12 protein-coding genes are annotated in these 15,876 nt (G+C 62.2%); 7 read left to right on the top strand and 5 right to left on the bottom strand.

The features are described from left to right. Positions 1 to 108: 108 nt before the first annotated feature. Entirely contained in the window at positions 109 to 3,582 is a 3,474-nt protein-coding gene (locus tag V5738_RS08005; RefSeq protein WP_423823891.1) for a PAS domain-containing hybrid sensor histidine kinase/response regulator, read from the top strand. A gap of 1,081 nt (positions 3,583 to 4,663) precedes the next feature. Here V5738_RS08005 and V5738_RS08000 read toward each other — a convergent pair. Beyond that, complete coding sequence (locus V5738_RS08000) at positions 4,664 to 5,359, bottom strand: response regulator (protein WP_423823890.1); 696 nt, start codon at positions 5,357 to 5,359, stop codon at positions 4,664 to 4,666. 831 nt (positions 5,360 to 6,190) lie between these two features. Between V5738_RS08000 and V5738_RS07995 the strand changes: the two genes are divergently transcribed. After that, complete coding sequence (locus tag V5738_RS07995; protein WP_423823889.1) at positions 6,191 to 6,868, top strand: haloacid dehalogenase type II; 678 nt, start codon at positions 6,191 to 6,193, stop codon at positions 6,866 to 6,868. 413 nt (positions 6,869 to 7,281) lie between these two features. Here V5738_RS07995 and V5738_RS07990 read toward each other — a convergent pair whose 3' ends face one another. The 4 genes from V5738_RS07990 to V5738_RS07975 all read right to left on the bottom strand — a co-directional run bounded on the left by V5738_RS07990 (position 7,282) and on the right by V5738_RS07975 (position 12,379). Next, complete coding sequence (locus V5738_RS07990) at positions 7,282 to 8,685, bottom strand: replication-associated recombination protein A (RefSeq protein WP_423823888.1); 1,404 nt, start codon at positions 8,683 to 8,685, stop codon at positions 7,282 to 7,284. Next, a complete protein-coding gene (locus tag V5738_RS07985; RefSeq protein ID WP_423823887.1) occupies positions 8,663 to 8,971 on the bottom strand; it encodes a VanZ family protein in 309 nt (102 codons plus the stop codon). The genes V5738_RS07990 and V5738_RS07985 overlap by 23 nt, the downstream gene beginning before the upstream one ends. 74 nt (positions 8,972 to 9,045) lie before the next feature. Beyond that, positions 9,046 to 9,813: an outer membrane lipoprotein chaperone LolA gene (gene lolA / locus V5738_RS07980; protein WP_423823886.1), complete on the bottom strand. Its 768-nt coding sequence runs from the start codon at positions 9,811 to 9,813 to the stop codon at positions 9,046 to 9,048. 13 nt (positions 9,814 to 9,826) lie between these two features. Further along, positions 9,827 to 12,379: a DNA translocase FtsK gene (locus V5738_RS07975; protein ID WP_423824152.1), complete on the bottom strand. Its 2,553-nt coding sequence runs from the start codon at positions 12,377 to 12,379 to the stop codon at positions 9,827 to 9,829. A gap of 175 nt (positions 12,380 to 12,554) precedes the next feature. On the opposite strand from V5738_RS07975, the gene V5738_RS07970 reads away from it, so the two are divergent. From V5738_RS07970 to V5738_RS07950, 5 genes are all read left to right on the top strand, one after another. After that, positions 12,555 to 12,890: a hypothetical protein gene (locus V5738_RS07970; RefSeq protein WP_423823885.1), complete on the top strand. Its 336-nt coding sequence runs from the start codon at positions 12,555 to 12,557 to the stop codon at positions 12,888 to 12,890. A gap of 100 nt (positions 12,891 to 12,990) precedes the next feature. Continuing rightward, the gene (locus tag V5738_RS07965; RefSeq protein WP_423823884.1) at positions 12,991 to 14,133 is read left to right on the top strand and encodes a GNAT family N-acetyltransferase; all 1,143 of its coding nucleotides are present in this window, start codon (positions 12,991 to 12,993) and stop codon (positions 14,131 to 14,133) included. Then, positions 14,130 to 14,909, top strand: a complete 780-nt coding sequence (gene aat / locus V5738_RS07960) for a leucyl/phenylalanyl-tRNA--protein transferase (protein WP_423823883.1) — start codon at positions 14,130 to 14,132, stop codon at positions 14,907 to 14,909. Before V5738_RS07965 ends, aat begins: the two co-directional genes overlap by 4 nt. 109 nt (positions 14,910 to 15,018) lie before the next feature. After that, a complete protein-coding gene (infA, locus tag V5738_RS07955) occupies positions 15,019 to 15,237 on the top strand; it encodes a translation initiation factor IF-1 (protein WP_109994791.1) in 219 nt (72 codons plus the stop codon). Positions 15,238 to 15,419: 182 nt separating this feature from the next. After that, a complete protein-coding gene (locus tag V5738_RS07950) occupies positions 15,420 to 15,866 on the top strand; it encodes a pilin (RefSeq protein ID WP_423823882.1) in 447 nt (148 codons plus the stop codon). Positions 15,867 to 15,876: the final 10 nt, after the last annotated feature.

The following is a 15,876-nucleotide window of genomic DNA, read 5'->3' as shown; positions in this document are numbered from 1 at the left end:
GCCGGGGAGCGATTCGCCATCAGTCCCTGGATTCTCATCGGAATTTCGCTGATCTATATCGGCGCTCTGTTCTATATCGCCTACGTCGGCGATCGGCGCGGCCGGACGATGCGCCGCCCCGGGCCCCGGCCGGTCGTCTATGCCCTGTCGCTGGCGGTCTTCTGTACCTCCTGGTCGTTCTACGGCAGCGTCGGCAACGCTGCCACCGACGGCTGGAATTATCTGCCGATCTATCTCGGCCCGATGATCGCCCTGCTGATCCTGGCGCCGGTGATCCGCAAGATGCTGTTGATTGCCAAACAGCAGAACACGACCTCGATCGCCGATTTCATCGCCGCCCGCTACGGCAAATCTCAGGGGCTGGCGGCGCTGGTGTCGGTGATTTCGCTGCTGGTGATCCTGCCCTATATCGCGCTGCAGCTCGATGCGCTGACGATGTCGTTCAATACCATCGTGCACGGCGTCTACAGCCGCCCGGTCACCGAGGTCGGCCTGGCCGGCTGGACCGACACTGGGCTCATGGTCGCGATCGCCATGGCCGTATTTTCGATCGCTTTCGGCACGCGTCACGTCAATCCCCGGGAATCCCATCAAGGGATCATCCGCGCGATCGCTTTCGAATCGATCGTCAAGCTCGGGGCGTTTCTGTTGATCGGCGTGTTCGTGACCTACAGCATGTTCGGCGGGGTGCACGACGTCATCTACCAGGCCGAGCGTCTGCCGGCCTTCCACCAGATTTTCGATCAGCCGCTGATCACGCCCAGATTCGTGACCACGCTGATACTGGCTATCGCAGCCACGCTCTGCCTGCCCCGTCAGTTCCATGTCGGCGTGGTGGAAAACACCGATGCCCGCGACCTGAATACCGCGCGCTGGATGTTCCCGCTGTATCTGTTCGCAATGTCGTTGTTCGTTGTGCCCCTGGCTGCGGCCGGCATGGTGGTGTTCGGTGCCGATGGCGTCGACCCGGACCGCTTTGTGCTGGCCCTGCCGCTGCATGCGGATATGACCTGGCTGACGCTGGTGGCCTATATCGGCGGCGTCTCGGCAGCCACCAGCATGGTCATCATGGCCACGGTCACCCTGGCGACCATGATCTGCAACGAGATCGTCGTGCCGCTGGCGCTGCGCCTGCCGGGCATCGAGTTTGGCCGCCGACATGACCTGTCACGAGCGCTGCTGCATACCCGACGCGTGCTGATCGTGGTGATTCTGATCCTGGCCTGGGCGGTCTATCGGATGTTCGCTACCAGCCAAACCCTGGCGGGTATCGGTTTGTTGTCGTTGTCCGGCGTGGCGCTGTTCGTCCCGCCCATGATCGGCGGCATCTTCATTCGTCGGATCACCCGCCGCGGCGCGATGAGTGGCCTGATCGCCGGCCTGATCATCTGGCTCTATACCCTGGTGGTGCCGATTCTGGTCGGCCAGGGCTGGCTGCCCGGCGGCTGGATGGCGACTGGGCCGTTTGGCATCAGCTGGCTGGCCCCTCAGGCCCTATTCAGCACCCACTTCGGTGACCCGCTCACCCACGGTGTGTTCTGGACCCTGGCCGGCGAAATCGCGGTCATGGCCTCGGTCTCGTTGAATACCTCGATCACGCTGATCGAGCGAGCCCAGGCCGTGGCTTTCGTCGATCTGGGTATGCGGCGCCAGCCGCGCAGTACTGCTGACGTACGGCCGCCGGCGATCCGGGTCGGCGAGCTCGAGGTGCTGCTGCAGCGTTTTCTTGGACCCCAGGCCGCGCGGGCCGCCCTCAACGAATACGCCGGCAACCACGATCGCCAGCTGCTGTCTAACCAGATCGTCGATGCCTCGCTGCTGCAGTTCGCCGAACAGCGCCTGGCCGGCGTGGTCGGCAGTGCCTCAGCGCGGCTGATGCTGGCGTCCGGCCTGCGCCAGCGCGATCTGGCGCTGGAAGATATGGTGCGTCTGCTTGACCGCACCGCAGACGCAGTCCAATTCAATCGCAATGTACTGCAGGCTGCGCTCGAGAATATCGATCAGGGCATTTCCGTGGTCGACCAGGATCTGCGGCTGGTGGCCTGGAACACCCGCTACCTGGAAGTGTTCGAATACCCGCCCGGCATGGTGCGCACCGGCCGGCATATCGCCGATCTGATCCGTTTCAATGCGATGCGCGGCGAATGCGGGCCGGGCCCGGTCGAAGAGCATGTGCGCAAGCGCCTGGAACACCTGCGCGAAGGCAAACCACATCGCTTCGAGCGCCATCGGCGCAACGGCACGGTGCTGCAGATGACTGGCAACCCAATGCCAGGCGGCGGGTTCGTGACCACCTTCAACGACATCACCGAGTTCAAGCGCAACGAGGCCGCGCTGACCCGGATGAACGAAGAACTCGAAGCCCGGGTCGCCGCGCGCACCGAAGAGTTGTCGCGGGCCAATGACGGCCTGCGCCGTGAGAACAAACAGCGTGCCGAAGCCCAGCGCGTTGCGCTGGAATCCCGTCGCGAGGCCGAGCGCGCCAATCTATCCAAAACCCGCTTTCTGGCCGCGGCCAGCCACGATCTGCTGCAGCCTTTGAATGCGGCCCGGCTGTTCGCAGCCGGGGCCGAACAAGGGAACGCCGGTGCCCAGCGCACCGCCCTGGGCCAGATCCAGACGTCGCTGGAAGCCGCCCAGGCCCTGCTCGAGCCGCTGCTCGACATCTCCAAGATCGATGCCGGCGCCTGGGACGTCAAACGCCAGTCGTTCCCGTTGTCGCGTATTCTCGATCCACTGATCCGCGAATTCGAAGTGCTGGCGCGCAATTCCGGGCTGACCTTGCATGCCGTACCCAGCAGCGCCTGGGTCCACAGCGACCCGAATCTGCTGCGCCGAATCTTGCAGAATTTTCTATCCAACGCGGTCCGCTATACCGAAGACGGACGCATTCTAATCGGCGTACGACGACGGGCCGAGCATGTGCGTATCGAGGTCTGGGACACCGGTCCCGGCATCAGCGACGACCAGCTCGGCTCGATTTTTGAAGAATTCCAACGCGGCGCCTCCAGCCATGCCTCGGGCGAACGCGGCCTCGGTCTGGGGCTGTCGCTGGCCGACCGCATGGCCCGCATGCTGGGCCACGACATCAAGGTGGACTCCAAACTCGGGTTCGGCACCGTATTTCGGGTCCACGTCGAGCGGATTGCCCCGGAAACACCGCCGGCCAGCGAACCGGCAGCCGAACCCCAGGCGGCCGAGCCGATCCACCGGGCGCTATGCGTGGACGACGACAATGCCTCGCTCGACGCCCTGGTCGGTCTGCTCGAGCGCTGGGATATCGACTGCATGACCGCCCCACCCGAGGATGCCGAAGCGATACTCGGCGATGAGCCGTTCGATCTCGCGATTTTCGACTACGACCTCGGCGAAGACAGCGCCAATGGCCTGCAGCTGATCGAATCGCTAACCCCGAACTTCGATGCCACGCGTTTCGTGCTGGTTACCGCCAACCGCGATCAGGACATTATCGCCCGCACCGAGCACCTAGGCGTGGGCCTGGTCTACAAACCGATCGGGCCAAACAAGCTACGCGAAGTGGTCACCCGCCCAGTGCGCGGCGGCGAAATCGAAGCCGTATGACGGTCACACACCGTTTGCTCTCTCGGCCGGATAGGCTCTGGCCGGCGTGGCGCACGAACGACCGTACCCAGTCTCGCTGCGCGCGGGCCGTTGAGATTGCCTAGCGACGCGGCCCCGACCGGCTGCCTATCGGGTCCGGCAACGGCCGCGTCGTCATGGGCCGCCCCCCGACGTACGACGGCCACCGCGCATCCATGGCTTATTGGCATGCGCGGCTTGCCGCGACGGAACACGCGCGATAGCTCGGACCCCCAAGCCTAGATTCGTGCAGCGACGTTGTACGGCTATGCCGTGTCTTGCCGCCTGGCGCGATTTCCCCAAAGCGCTTGGTGCGGACTCGCACAACGCAATCGCAACAGCCCTGGCGTATGTCGTGGCGTACGTCGATACCGCGACGGTGCCGGCATACAGCGCGAGCCGCCGGCTGCTGCACGACCATCCAGTGCCTTGCATCGCCGACTGGTACGACAGAACTCGGCGAGGAAAACAACGTCTGAGGTTACGGATCGAGGCTGAGCACGTGGATCGTTAAGCAACCGCTGCGCCCCGATCGAGTCATCGAACGGGCGAGCCATACCGTTTCATACAGTTCCAGCGATGCACTGCGGGTATCGGATGAATCCGGCGCCAAGCCAACTAATCGACTGTCACCATGCGCTCGCGGATCGGGCGTCATGCGCAAAAGCATCCTTTGAGGGGTGCTCCAGCCGGCGGCCAATTCCGTCGGCTAACGCGCTGTCAGCGTAAAGCCGGTGCGACCGCCTGTGCTTTCGCCTCTGCCCGAACTTGTACCTAACGAATACGATTGCCCCGCAGTCTGGCTCGCACATGTCCCAAGGTGTGAACGGGCAAGCCCCGGGGGTTATGCCGGCAGCTATAAGGCAAGACCGGCGGGTCGACAACGCCAAGGCTAGCGCTCGTGGGTTAGATCGCTGGCGAGCCGTCGGCCACAACATAGACTTTGCCAACGCGTTCGTGCATGCGTGTTACGGCCTGCCTGCCGGCGGGCGCCATCACAAGTTTTAAACGGCGTGCCGGCCCGATGGCGAGCACCGAGCCGGGGCAACGTGCTGCGGCAGAATCAGCTATTGGCGTCGTTGAGCTGGCGCCGGGCGTAGCTGCCCCAGTCGATCTCCAAGCTGCGCGCGGCGATCACCGCCTGGGTCCGCGTATGCACGTCAAGCTTGCGCAAAATAGCTGTGATATGCGCTTTGACTGTAGCTTCCGAGATATCCAGATCGATCGCGATCTGCTTGTTCAGCAAGCCATCGGTGAGCATCATCAGCACCCGCTGCTGCTGGGGCGTGAGCGTGGCGAGTTTTTCGGTGAAGTCGTCTTTGTCGGGCTCGGCGTTTTCGGCATGCTCGGGAATCCAGCGCTGGCCAGACAACACCGTCGATATCGCCTCGGCCATCGTCTCCGGCGCGGCAGACTTCGGAATGAATCCGGCCGCACCATGTTCGAGCGAGGCCTGGGCGATGCTCGCGTCCTCGTGGGCCGATACGACAATCACCGGCAGCGAAGGCGCCACGCTACGGGTATGCACCAACGCCGAATAACCGCGAGCCCCCGGCATATTCAGATCCAGAAGCAGCAGGTCGGCATCATTATTGCTATCAGCGAGCAGGCTCGTCAGTTCATCGACGCTGCCTACCGTGAGCAGCTCGGGTTCCCCCAACGCCTGCGACACGGATTGACTGAGCGCCGTACGAAACAGCGGGTGGTCGTCGGCAATGATGACCCGGTACGCGCTACCGGCTTTTGAGCTCGTAGTCATAACGATCGGCCTCAGCAGTAATCTGAATCCATGATATACGACTTAGCGATGATAGACCTATTGCTCATACGATCACCCTATAACATGCCCCACAGTGCATGAATAACCTGGGGTTATTGCGTGTTGAGTCGATTGTTTCGAGAGTGCAAGTCGCCACTTTCGGCTGATTCCATCTGGAAGTGACGCGCAGCGTCGATTAATTCAGCCCTTAAATTAATTCTATTCGATAGCGATTTACAATGGACATCCCCCTCGCGCAGCGCACACCTGCGCAAAATACTCGCCACACGGTCGATTAAGACGCCCCATCAAAGTGCAGCGCGACCCAACGAGCGCCAACGGAGACTCGCAGCAAACTGCGAAGGCCCGTGGTGCAATCGTTCGCCGACGCTGCATGCGGCATCGGCCTGATGCAGGCGAATCCCTCGCGGTTCAACCTTTCGTATTGAAGCGGTTCATCGGCTGGGCGGCCGATCGTCGTCATGGACTTCTATAGCCGGTGAACCTTCGTGCGCACACCCCTCTGTCGGGTTAGGCCCCGCTCGAACTGTTGATCGACGGCCGCGACCCGATCAGCGTAAGTCACGCGGCCGAACGCGATCTAAGCCACGCCCTCCGGTACAACGGCCATTTAGCTGCAGCCCAGCATGGCAGCCCGTTGACGATGTACGACTGCCCTGCGCTTGAGCGTACCGGCTGCCCAGCCGTTCTCGGCGTGGTCAGGCCCCTACGCCGACGCGACCCGACGGCTACCTGAAACAAAACAGCTCTGGTATATCGACCGGTGGATGACTAGCCTTGGACCCAACCTATTTTCGCTGTCTTATCCCAATGCCAACGACTCATCTCGTTTTCGACGTCAACGAAACCCTGCTCGATCTTTCCGCACTCGACCCGGTATTCACGGACCTATTCGGCAGTGCCGATACCCGAACGCAATGGTTTGCCAGCGTTCTGCATTGGTCGACGATCACCACTCTGACGGGGCGGTTCATCGATTTCAGCACCCTTGCCGGCCACTGCCTGGACCAGCTCGGCGAGCGACACGGCCGGCCCTTATCGGACGAGCAACGCCAGCGCGTATTCGATACGGTGGCCACCCTGGCCCCGCACGACGACGTCGTCGACGCCCTGTCGCGGCTGCGCGATGCCGGGTTCCGGCTAACGGCGCTGACCAACTCGGCCCAGGCCACGGTCGATGCCCAGTTCGCGAACAGCGGGCTGACGAGCCTGTTCGACCATGTGCTCTCGGTCGAAGCGGCCGGCTGCTACAAACCACATCCCAATGCCTATGCGGTGGCCACCGGCACGCTGGCCGCCCGCCCGCATGATCTCCGGCTCATCGCCTGCCACGATTGGGATGTGACCGGCGCTCTGCGTGCCGGCCTGAAGGCCGCATTCGTCGCCCGCGGGGATACGTCGATCAACGCAGCCGGTGAGCGTCCAGATATCGTCGGCGATGGCTTGAACGCAGTAGCCGAGCACATCATTGCCACCGATCACACCTGAGTATTTCGTTGCCGACCAATAGGCTCGAGCGCTACGAACACGCGGCGCTCGGGCCTATTGCCGTGTCTTGTACGAGCGTCGTGCGGGCAAGCCTGGGTTAGAGCAAGCCGCAGGCCGGCGGGCGTCCGGGTTATCGCCGCCCAGCTCAGCCACTCAGACTTGCCTGCACGGCCGCCTGCGACAGGCCAACGCGGCACGCCGGTCTAGCGTATCCGACACCTTAACCGGGCGCCCGCAACCGTCCGGGCAGCCACTTAAACATGGCCCACTGCACGTGACTGGCTGCACCGAGCGAATAGCAGGCGCTGCCGCCCTATTCGGCCCCGTATCGGGGCGCGCCCATCGTCTTCGAGCCGCATCGGTCGCCATAGCCCGAGATTTTCGGACTGGCCCAGATGGCGTAAATGCCCGGGCTAGTCCGATCCGCCGCTACGCAGCCCGCTAGCGTCGGCAGCCGTCGGATGACTACGGGTCTGTCGGGCTTGGCCTTCGACATCGCGCTCACGCAGCCGAGCCAGCTTATCGCCAATCTTGATTTCCAGCCCGCGCGGTACGGGGTCGTAGTAGCGCGTACCGACCAGCTCCTCCGGCAGATAAGTCTCGCCGGCGGCATAGCCGTCTTCTTCGTTGTGTGCGTAGCGATAACCTTCGCTGTAGCCAAGGTCCTGCATCAACCGGGTCGGGGCATTGCGGATATGCATCGGCACTTCCAGCGTGCCACGATTCTTGGCATCCGCCCAGGCCGCGTTGAAACCGGCATACACGGCGTTGGATTTGGGCGCACAGGCCATGTACACCGCGGCCTGGGCGATCGCCAGTTCGCCTTCGGGCGTGCCCAGCCGCTCGTAGGTCTCCCAGGCATCGAGTGCGATACGCAGTGCGCGCGGATCGGCGTTGCCGATATCCTCGCTGGCGATACGCGTCACCCGACGGGCGACATAGCGCGGATCGGCGCCGGCTTCGAGCATGCGCGACAGCCAGTACAAGGCGGCATCGGGATCCGTACCACGCACGCTTTTATGCAGCGCCGACATCTGATCGTAGAAATAGTCGCCGCCCTTGTCGAAACGCCGCAATCCTTCGCGCAGGACTTCATCGAGCTCGGCCTGGGTGATCGCCCGATCGTCCGAACCCGCGGCGATCTCGGCGGCCAGCTCGAGCAGATTCAAGGCCCGGCGGGCATCGCCGTCGGCCCGGGCCGCCAACTGATCGCGCAGCGCCTCGTCCATGCTCACGTCGAGGCCGGCCAGGCCGCGCTCGGCATCGGCCAGCGCCCGATCGATCAATTCGCGTATGGCCGCCTGATCGAGTGCTCGCAGCACGTAGGTCCGAGTACGCGACAGCAGCGCGTTGTTGACCTCGAACGACGGGTTTTCGGTGGTCGCGCCGACCAAAACGAGTGTGCCGTCCTCGACGTAGGGCAATAGGCCATCCTGCTGGGCCTTATTGAAACGGTGCACTTCGTCGACGAACAGCAGTGTCCCTTCACCATGTTGCTCGCGGGCCTCCTTGGCTTCAGCGACAGCCGCCCGAATATCCTTGACCCCGGCCATGACCGCGGAAATCTGCACGAACCGCAGCGAAACCCGGGCGGCCAGCAATCGCGCGAGCGTGGTCTTGCCGGTGCCAGGCGGGCCCCAGAGAATCATGGAATGGATACGCCCAGCCGCTAGCGCGCGCGCCAGCGGCTTGTCGGCATCCAGGATATGCACTTGGCCGACATACTCCTCCAGCGAGGCTGGGCGCATGCGGTCGGCCAGTGGCCGGGCGTTCAGGTCGACGCCCTGGGCTAGATTAATTTCTTGTTGTTGCGACACGAGATTCGAGTTTTGCAAGCCAGTCCAGCGCGACAAGATGGACCAGCACCAGGCCCAACGTCAGCCCCGCCGTATCCGCGACCCAGTCCAAGGGGTCGCCATCTCGATAGCCGGTCATCGACTGCAGCACCTCGGTCAGCGCGGCATACAGCGACAGCGCCAACAACAGCATGCCCGGGCGCTTGGGAAAGAGCATGGCGAACCACGCCCCCATAACCAAAAAGGCACCGCCGTGCTCGATCTTGTCGAAGTGCGGAATCCCCGGCTCGGACGGCGGACTAGGCATCAGGCAGCCATACAGGAATACCAGGCACAGCCCGATTCCGATCGCGAACCAGAGCCCGCGTAAAACACGCACGCTCAACGCAGCGCCCCGCCATTACCCGCATTGTTTCGACCGTCCACCACTTCCACGTTATCCGGCACATCGAGGGTGAACTTCGATGCTGCCAGATCAGGATTGATCTTCACATTGCCGAAATTAATGCTCGTGGTTTGGCCCAGATTGTCGTGCAGCTGCATCAGTGCCGGCACGTCGCTTTTCAGGCCGAGATCGACCGATTTGAAGTCCGTATCGTCGGCTTTCGGCGTCAGATGGATCCAGTTCAGTCCGTCGTGCTGACCGCCATCGGTGATCTTGAAAGCCTCGTCCAGCGCTTCGCCACCGGTCAGAAGCAACGCTGGCGTGGCCTTGAGGGTGGCGCCGATATTGCGCACCGTCACCTGGGCCAGATCTACATCGTAGAATTTGAAGACCTCCCCGTTGCTGACGATGATCTGCTTGTAGGGCTGGTCGTATTCCCAGCGGAATTTCTTCGGGCGCGACAGCAAGAACGTGCCGCTGGCCTGCTGGACGACATTGCCATTATCGTCGCGCTGGACCTGCTGGAAATCTGCCGACAGCGTATCGACCTGCTGGTAGAAATTCTGCAGTGCCTGGGTGCCTTCGGCGGCCTGGGCCAAGCCTGTGGCGCACAGCAGCAACAGCGCTGCGACGAATAAACGAACACTCCGCATAAATAGGTCCTCGGGGTCGGGATGGCGCAGACCGACTCGGCCTGCGCGCGATTCCACATCGCCGATGAGCGTGGCGTTCGAGCCGTGAATCAGCCCTGAATCCTCTATCATCGGCGGCGGGCCGCTACTCGTCGCTCGGCGGCGCCGGTGCCAATACTTCACGGCCGCCACTGCCTTCGGCCGGTCCCACGATGCCGGCGTTCTCCATCTGCTCGATCAGCCGCGCCGAGCGGTTATAACCAACCCGCAGCCGGCGCTGGACGTAGGAGATCGAGGCCTTGCGCGACTTGAGCACGATCGCCACCGCCTGATCGTAGAGCGGATCGGCCTCGACATCGTCTTCATCGTCGCCTGCGCCGTCACCACCGCCTTCACCGCCTTCGAGAATTTCCTCGATATAGTCTGGCTGGCCGGTCTGCTTGAGGTATTCGACCACCTTATGCACTTCGTGATCATCCACGAAGGCACCGTGTACACGATTCGAAAACCCGGTGCCGGGCGGCAGATACAGCATATCGCCGTGCCCGAGCAGGGATTCGGCGCCTTGCTGGTCGAGAATGGTGCGCGAGTCGATCTTCGAGGCCACCTGGAAGGCGACACGGGTTGGGATGTTGGCCTTGATCAAGCCGGTAATCACGTCCACCGACGGCCGCTGGGTCGCCAGGATCATGTGCAGCCCGGCGGCACGCGCCTTCTGCGCGATCCGGGCGATAAGCTCTTCGACCTTCTTGCCGACCACCATCATCATGTCGGCCAACTCGTCGACGATGATCACGATCGCCGGCAGCGGCTCGAGCGTGGGCAACTCTTCGCCGGCCTCGGCCGCCTCGTTGGACTGGGCCTTTTTAGCGATCGGGTCCTCGATCGGCTGACCGGCGTCGATCGCCTTACGCACCTTGGTATTGAAGCCGGCCATGTTGCGTACGCCGAGCGCCGCCATCAGCTTGTAGCGCCGCTCCATTTCGCCGACGCACCAGCGCAATGCATTGGCCGCATCCTTCATGTCGGTGACCACAGGCGCCAGCAGATGCGGAATACCTTCGTAGACCGACAGCTCCAGCATCTTCGGGTCGATCATGATCAGGCGCACCTCTTCGGCATGCGCCTTGTGCAGGATCGATAAAATCATCGCATTGACCGCGACCGACTTACCCGAGCCGGTGGTGCCAGCCACCAGCATATGCGGCATCTTCGACAGATCCGCGGTCACCGGGTTGCCGCCGATATCCTTGCCCAGCGCCATCGTCAGCGGCGAGGCTGCTTTAGAGTACAGCGCCGAATCCAGAATCTCGCGCAACGCCACAATCTCGCGATCGGGGTTGGGAATCTCGAGACCCACCACCGACTTGCCGGGGATCACCTCGACCACGCGCACGCTGGTGGTCGACATCGCCCGCGCCAGATCCTTGGACAGATTCGAGATCTGATTGACCTTCACGCCCGGCGCCGGGTCGATCTCGAAGCGCGTGACCACCGGCCCTGGCTCGACCGCCACGACCTTGGCCTGAACGTTGAAGTCCGACAGGTGCTGCTCGAGCTGCTCGGACATGCGCTGGAGCACGGCCTCGTCTTGATCGGTCTTCGGTTCGCGCGGCGGATCGAGTAGCGCGATCGGCGGAATCGGGCTGTCGCGCTCGGGGTCGAACGCCGGCACGTCGACGTTTTGCTGGTCCATTGGCAGATCGAGCTGGCTGGCCTTTTTGTTTTTCTTCTTTTTATTTTCCTTAGCCGGCTGCGGCTGCTTGACCTGGACCGGCTCGGCTTCGGCGGTCGGCGTCGATGCCTGGGCAGGCGCTGGTTTATCGCCCGTCCCGGCGGCCTTGGATTCAGTTTCGGGCTTGGACGGCTTGGCACGTTTCGGCTTTTTCTCGGGCTGTGACTGGACCCGCTGCTCGGCCTTGGCTGCAGCACGTTCGGCCGCGCGCTCGGCCCGATCGGCCCGCCAGGCAGCCATCCGATCCATTACCGCCCGGCCGGTATTGAGCGCGCCGCCGAGCACGAAATGGCCGATCCGCTCGGCCACTGACAGCCAGGAAAACCCCAACCCCATCGATAGCGTAATCACGAAGATCGTGGTCCAGAACCAGGCCGCGCCGATCACGTTGATCAGCCCCGCCACCGGGCGGGCTGCCGCCTCGCCAATCGCACCACCGCTGCCTTGGGGCATGCCGCTGGCTTCGATCCCGCCCAAGGTCAGCCAAGCTAGGCCACAGGCCGAGATCAGACACAGCAGCAACGACGCCCCGCGAATGCTTTTCGAACCGAACTCGCCGCTCGGCAACTCACGATCGACGAAGATCAGCCAGCCGCCATAGAGGACCAGAAACGGGAAGATGAAGCCGAGATAGCCGAACAGGCTCAGCAACACATCGGCACACCAGGCACCGGGCGCACCCAAGAGATTGCGCACCGCTGTGCCGTTGCCGGCATCCGCCCAACCCGGATCGGTCACGTTGTAGGAGATCAGGGCGGCCAGCAGGAACAGCGTCACCGCTGTGGCCACAAACAACGCCGCTTCCCGAGCCAGCCGCCCCAGCCGCTGTCGATACGCGCTTGGCGGCGCATCGGCCTCGTTGGCGGCAGTTGCCCGGCTGGCTTTGGGCCCGGCCTTGGCGGCCTTACCGGCCTTGCTGTTGGATGTCGTGGTCTTGCCCTGTTTCGTTGCTGTCTTGGCCATTAGCGGCCTTCCCCGTTCACAAAAAGACGGACGATGGGTTGTCCTGGTTGGCCCCTCATGGCCATATTGTAACTGAGGCGATCGGGAGACTGTATTTACGAACAACCCAGTCGCTTGAATTTAGGCGTTTGGCGCCAATATCGGCGCTATACGCTGCAACGACACGAGGTAAACGATGTCGATTCGCCATTTCCTGCTGACCGAAGACGGGGCCATGGAGGAATTCTCCGAGGACGAGGCATCGGCAGTCGCCGAGGGCAAACAGGATTTGCCGCGCTTCGCCGACCAACAGCTTCGTTATGTTCAGGTCGCCTTCGACGACAGCGCCAACGACGAAGGCGAAATCCAGGTCAAAACCCTGGGCGCGATCGTAAAATTCGACGACTCGGGGCGGCTGGCTGAGGCCGATCAAGCCCGCGATGCCCAAGACGAACTCAACGAGTTCGAACATGATGCCTGCGTGCAATTCGCCCTGCGCGACACCCTGCCCCAGAGCTACGCCCTCAACTGATCTCTTTACGTTATTACCCCGCTACGCTCATCCGATCTGCGTGTCCGGCTCGCCGGCCGGGCACGCAAGAACGCTTTTCTCGCGCCAACCCAGGGTATAGATGACAACGCTGACCCAGGTCGACAGCATTCTCGACGTGCCTGCCCAGGCGTGGAATGCGCTGACTGGTACCGATCAACCCTTCGTTCAGCACGGTTTCCTGGCCGCGCTTGAGGCCAGCGGCAGCGTCACAGCCGAACATGGCTGGCAGCCCGGCCATCTGCTGCTCAAAGACGATGCCGATGAATTGATCGGCGCTGCCCCTCTGTACATCAAGGATCATTCCTTTGGTGAGTTCGTCTTCGATTTCTCTTGGGCCAATGCCTACGAGCAGCTGGGCCTGGACTACTATCCGAAGCTGTTGAACGCGATCCCGTTCACGCCGGTCGCGGGCCCGCGCCTGCTGGCCCGCGACGATGCCGTGCGACGCACTCTGGCACGCGCACTGGCCGATATGCCCAATCAACTCGGCGTATCGTCGCTGCACAGCCTGTTCGGCGATGACAGCAGCACCGCCGCCCTGCTCGGGGCCGACGCCCATGCTCGGCGTGGCTGCCAGTACCGCTGGTTCAATCGTGGCTACCGGGACTTCGAGCATTTTCTCGAGCATCTATCGTCCAAACGCCGCAAGGAAATTCGGCGCGAGCGGCGGCGCATGCGCGATGCAGGCGTCGAGATCGTGGTACGGCGCCCCGATGAAATCTCCGACGCCCTGTGGCGTACCCTGTATGCATTTTATGGGCGCACCTATGCGATGCGCGGCCAGGATCCGTACCTGACGCCCGAGTTCTTCGCCGAGCTCAGCAACCGCATGCCAGACCAGGTATTGTTCTTCATTGCCTATCACGAACAGCGGCCGGTCGGCATGGCCTTCATGATGCGCAGCAACGACACCTTATATGGCCGGCACTGGGGCTGCGAGACCGATTATCACAGCCTGCACTTCGAAACCTGCTACTACGCCGGCATCGACTATTGCATCGAAAACGGGCTGTCCTGCTTCGACGCCGGTGCTCAAGGCGAGCACAAAATTCGGCGCGGCTTCGAACCGATCGCAACCTGGTCGACCCATGTGATCGCCGACCCACGCCTGAACCAGGCCGTGGGCAATTTTGTAGACCGGGAGGCCGAAATGATGGCCGACTTCCAGGCCGAGCAACGCAGCCGCTGTAATTTCGACGCTGCCCCCGCAGACACCAGGTGAGTGGCATCCGTTTGTACTGGCTCGACCCGAACCAGCCGGATGGCGCTTTTCCGGACCCACGCCTGGCGCTTAACGAACCCAATGGCCTGTTAGCCATGGGCGGCGATCTATCGCCAGAACGCCTGCTGCGCGCCTACTCGCTCGGCATCTTTCCCTGGTACAACCCCGACGAATCGATCCTCTGGTGGTGCCCGGACCCGCGAACAGTCTTTCCAACCAACGGCGTTCGCGTCTCGCGACGTTTTGCGCGCACGCTGAACAAGGCCGACTACGCCGTCACCCTGGATCGCGACTTCGCTGGCGTCGTCGCACAATGCGCCGCACTACGCGTCGACCGCGAAGGCACCTGGTTGGGCCCGGAAATGCGTTGCGCCTATATGCGGCTACACCAACTCGGCCACGCGCATTCCATCGAAATCTGGCGCGATGGCGCGCTCATCGGCGGGCTATACGGTGTCGCACGTGGCGCCGTGTTTTTCGGCGAGTCCATGTTCAGCACCCAGCCCGATGCCAGCAAGATCGCGCTGGTCTGGCTGACCCGCCAGCTTCATGCCTGGGGCTATGCCCTGCTCGACGGCCAGGTCGGCTCGCCGCATCTCTATCGGATGGGCGCTATCGACTTGCCACGGCAGCATTTCCTGGAAGCCATCGGCGATCGCGCGCCCGCTGGCGCGCCCCAAACCGGCTCTTGGCGGTTCACCATTGAGGCACCGCAAAGCCCGCAGCATCTTGAAAACGAGCCAAGACACAATACATCTACCGGCGAGACACGATGATATAGCCGGCCACCTGCGCCGCCGTAGCCGACGCAAAGATTGAACCGGCCACACAGATCGTCGATAATTCGTGCGCGACAAAACGCGCCGACCAAGAGATCAGGAGTCAATGGCAAAAGAAGACCATATTGAAATGGAAGGCACGGTCGTCGAGACCCTGCCCAACACCACCTTCCGCGTGAAGCTGGAAAACGGGCACATCGTGACCGCTCATATTTCCGGCAAGATGCGTAAGCACTATATCCGCATCCTGCGAGGCGACAGCGTGACTGTGCAAATCACGCCCTACGACCTCACCAAAGGCCGTATTACATACCGCGGCCGGTAGAAAGTGGCGCGCCAAAGTGACGCTATGCGTCACTTTTCGACGCCTTTTTGACCGAACGAGTCTCTAGCCTAGAGACTAACTTTCTGATTAAACTGCGGCCCCCGACTGGCATAACACGTGCTTGACGACTGAGCACGTCCGGTCGACGTGACTATTTTCAGCACCCAAAGGGGGAAACCGCAATGCAGAAGCAACAAGGCTTCACACTTATCGAACTGATGATCGTGGTCGCGATCATCGGTATTCTGGCTGCGATTGCTATTCCGCAGTATCAAAATTATACCAAACGCGCGAAAATATCCGACGTTATGTCTTTGGCATCGGGTGACAAGACTCGCATCTCGGAATACTACTCGACTAATGGGAGTATGCCGGCTGAAAACGATGTTGCTATTAGCAGTAAGGCTGATAGCGATTACGTTGGTAAAGTTGCATATGATCAAGAAAATAAAACGCTGACTTATACAGTCGCGGATATCGGCGACGGTGCCAGCGGCGATATAACCTTTACTATGCGCGCAGATAACGATAGCGCCACACTCGACTGGGGTTGTGCTGCTCCCGATATTCAAGATGATTATCTGCCGAAAAATTGCAGGAACGCTGGCACGGGCGAAACCGGGCAGTAGTCGAACTAAT

Origin of the sequence: Salinisphaera sp. SPP-AMP-43, assembly GCF_049568105.1 — a bacterium.
GTDB lineage: Bacteria > Pseudomonadota > Gammaproteobacteria > Nevskiales > Salinisphaeraceae > Salinisphaera.
The sequence above is the reverse complement of the archived record's forward strand: the minus strand, read 5'-3'. Positions and strand labels throughout refer to the sequence as shown.

Coding starts and splice junctions, on each gene's coding strand:
- V5738_RS07970 (WP_423823885.1), top strand. CDS start 12,555: ATGTCGATTCGCCATTTCCTGCTGACCGAAGACGGGGCCATGGAGGAA.
- infA (WP_109994791.1), top strand. CDS start 15,019: ATGGCAAAAGAAGACCATATTGAAATGGAAGGCACGGTCGTCGAGACC.
- V5738_RS07985 (WP_423823887.1), bottom strand. CDS start 8,971: ATGCCTAGTCCGCCGTCCGAGCCGGGGATTCCGCACTTCGACAAGATC.
- V5738_RS07950 (WP_423823882.1), top strand. CDS start 15,420: ATGCAGAAGCAACAAGGCTTCACACTTATCGAACTGATGATCGTGGTC.
- V5738_RS08005 (WP_423823891.1), top strand. CDS start 109: ATGCGCCGCCCCGGGCCCCGGCCGGTCGTCTATGCCCTGTCGCTGGCG.
- V5738_RS07975 (WP_423824152.1), bottom strand. CDS start 12,379: ATGGCCAAGACAGCAACGAAACAGGGCAAGACCACGACATCCAACAGC.
- lolA (WP_423823886.1), bottom strand. CDS start 9,813: ATGATAGAGGATTCAGGGCTGATTCACGGCTCGAACGCCACGCTCATC.
- V5738_RS07995 (WP_423823889.1), top strand. CDS start 6,191: ATGCCAACGACTCATCTCGTTTTCGACGTCAACGAAACCCTGCTCGAT.
- V5738_RS08000 (WP_423823890.1), bottom strand. CDS start 5,359: ATGACTACGAGCTCAAAAGCCGGTAGCGCGTACCGGGTCATCATTGCC.
- V5738_RS07965 (WP_423823884.1), top strand. CDS start 12,991: ATGACAACGCTGACCCAGGTCGACAGCATTCTCGACGTGCCTGCCCAG.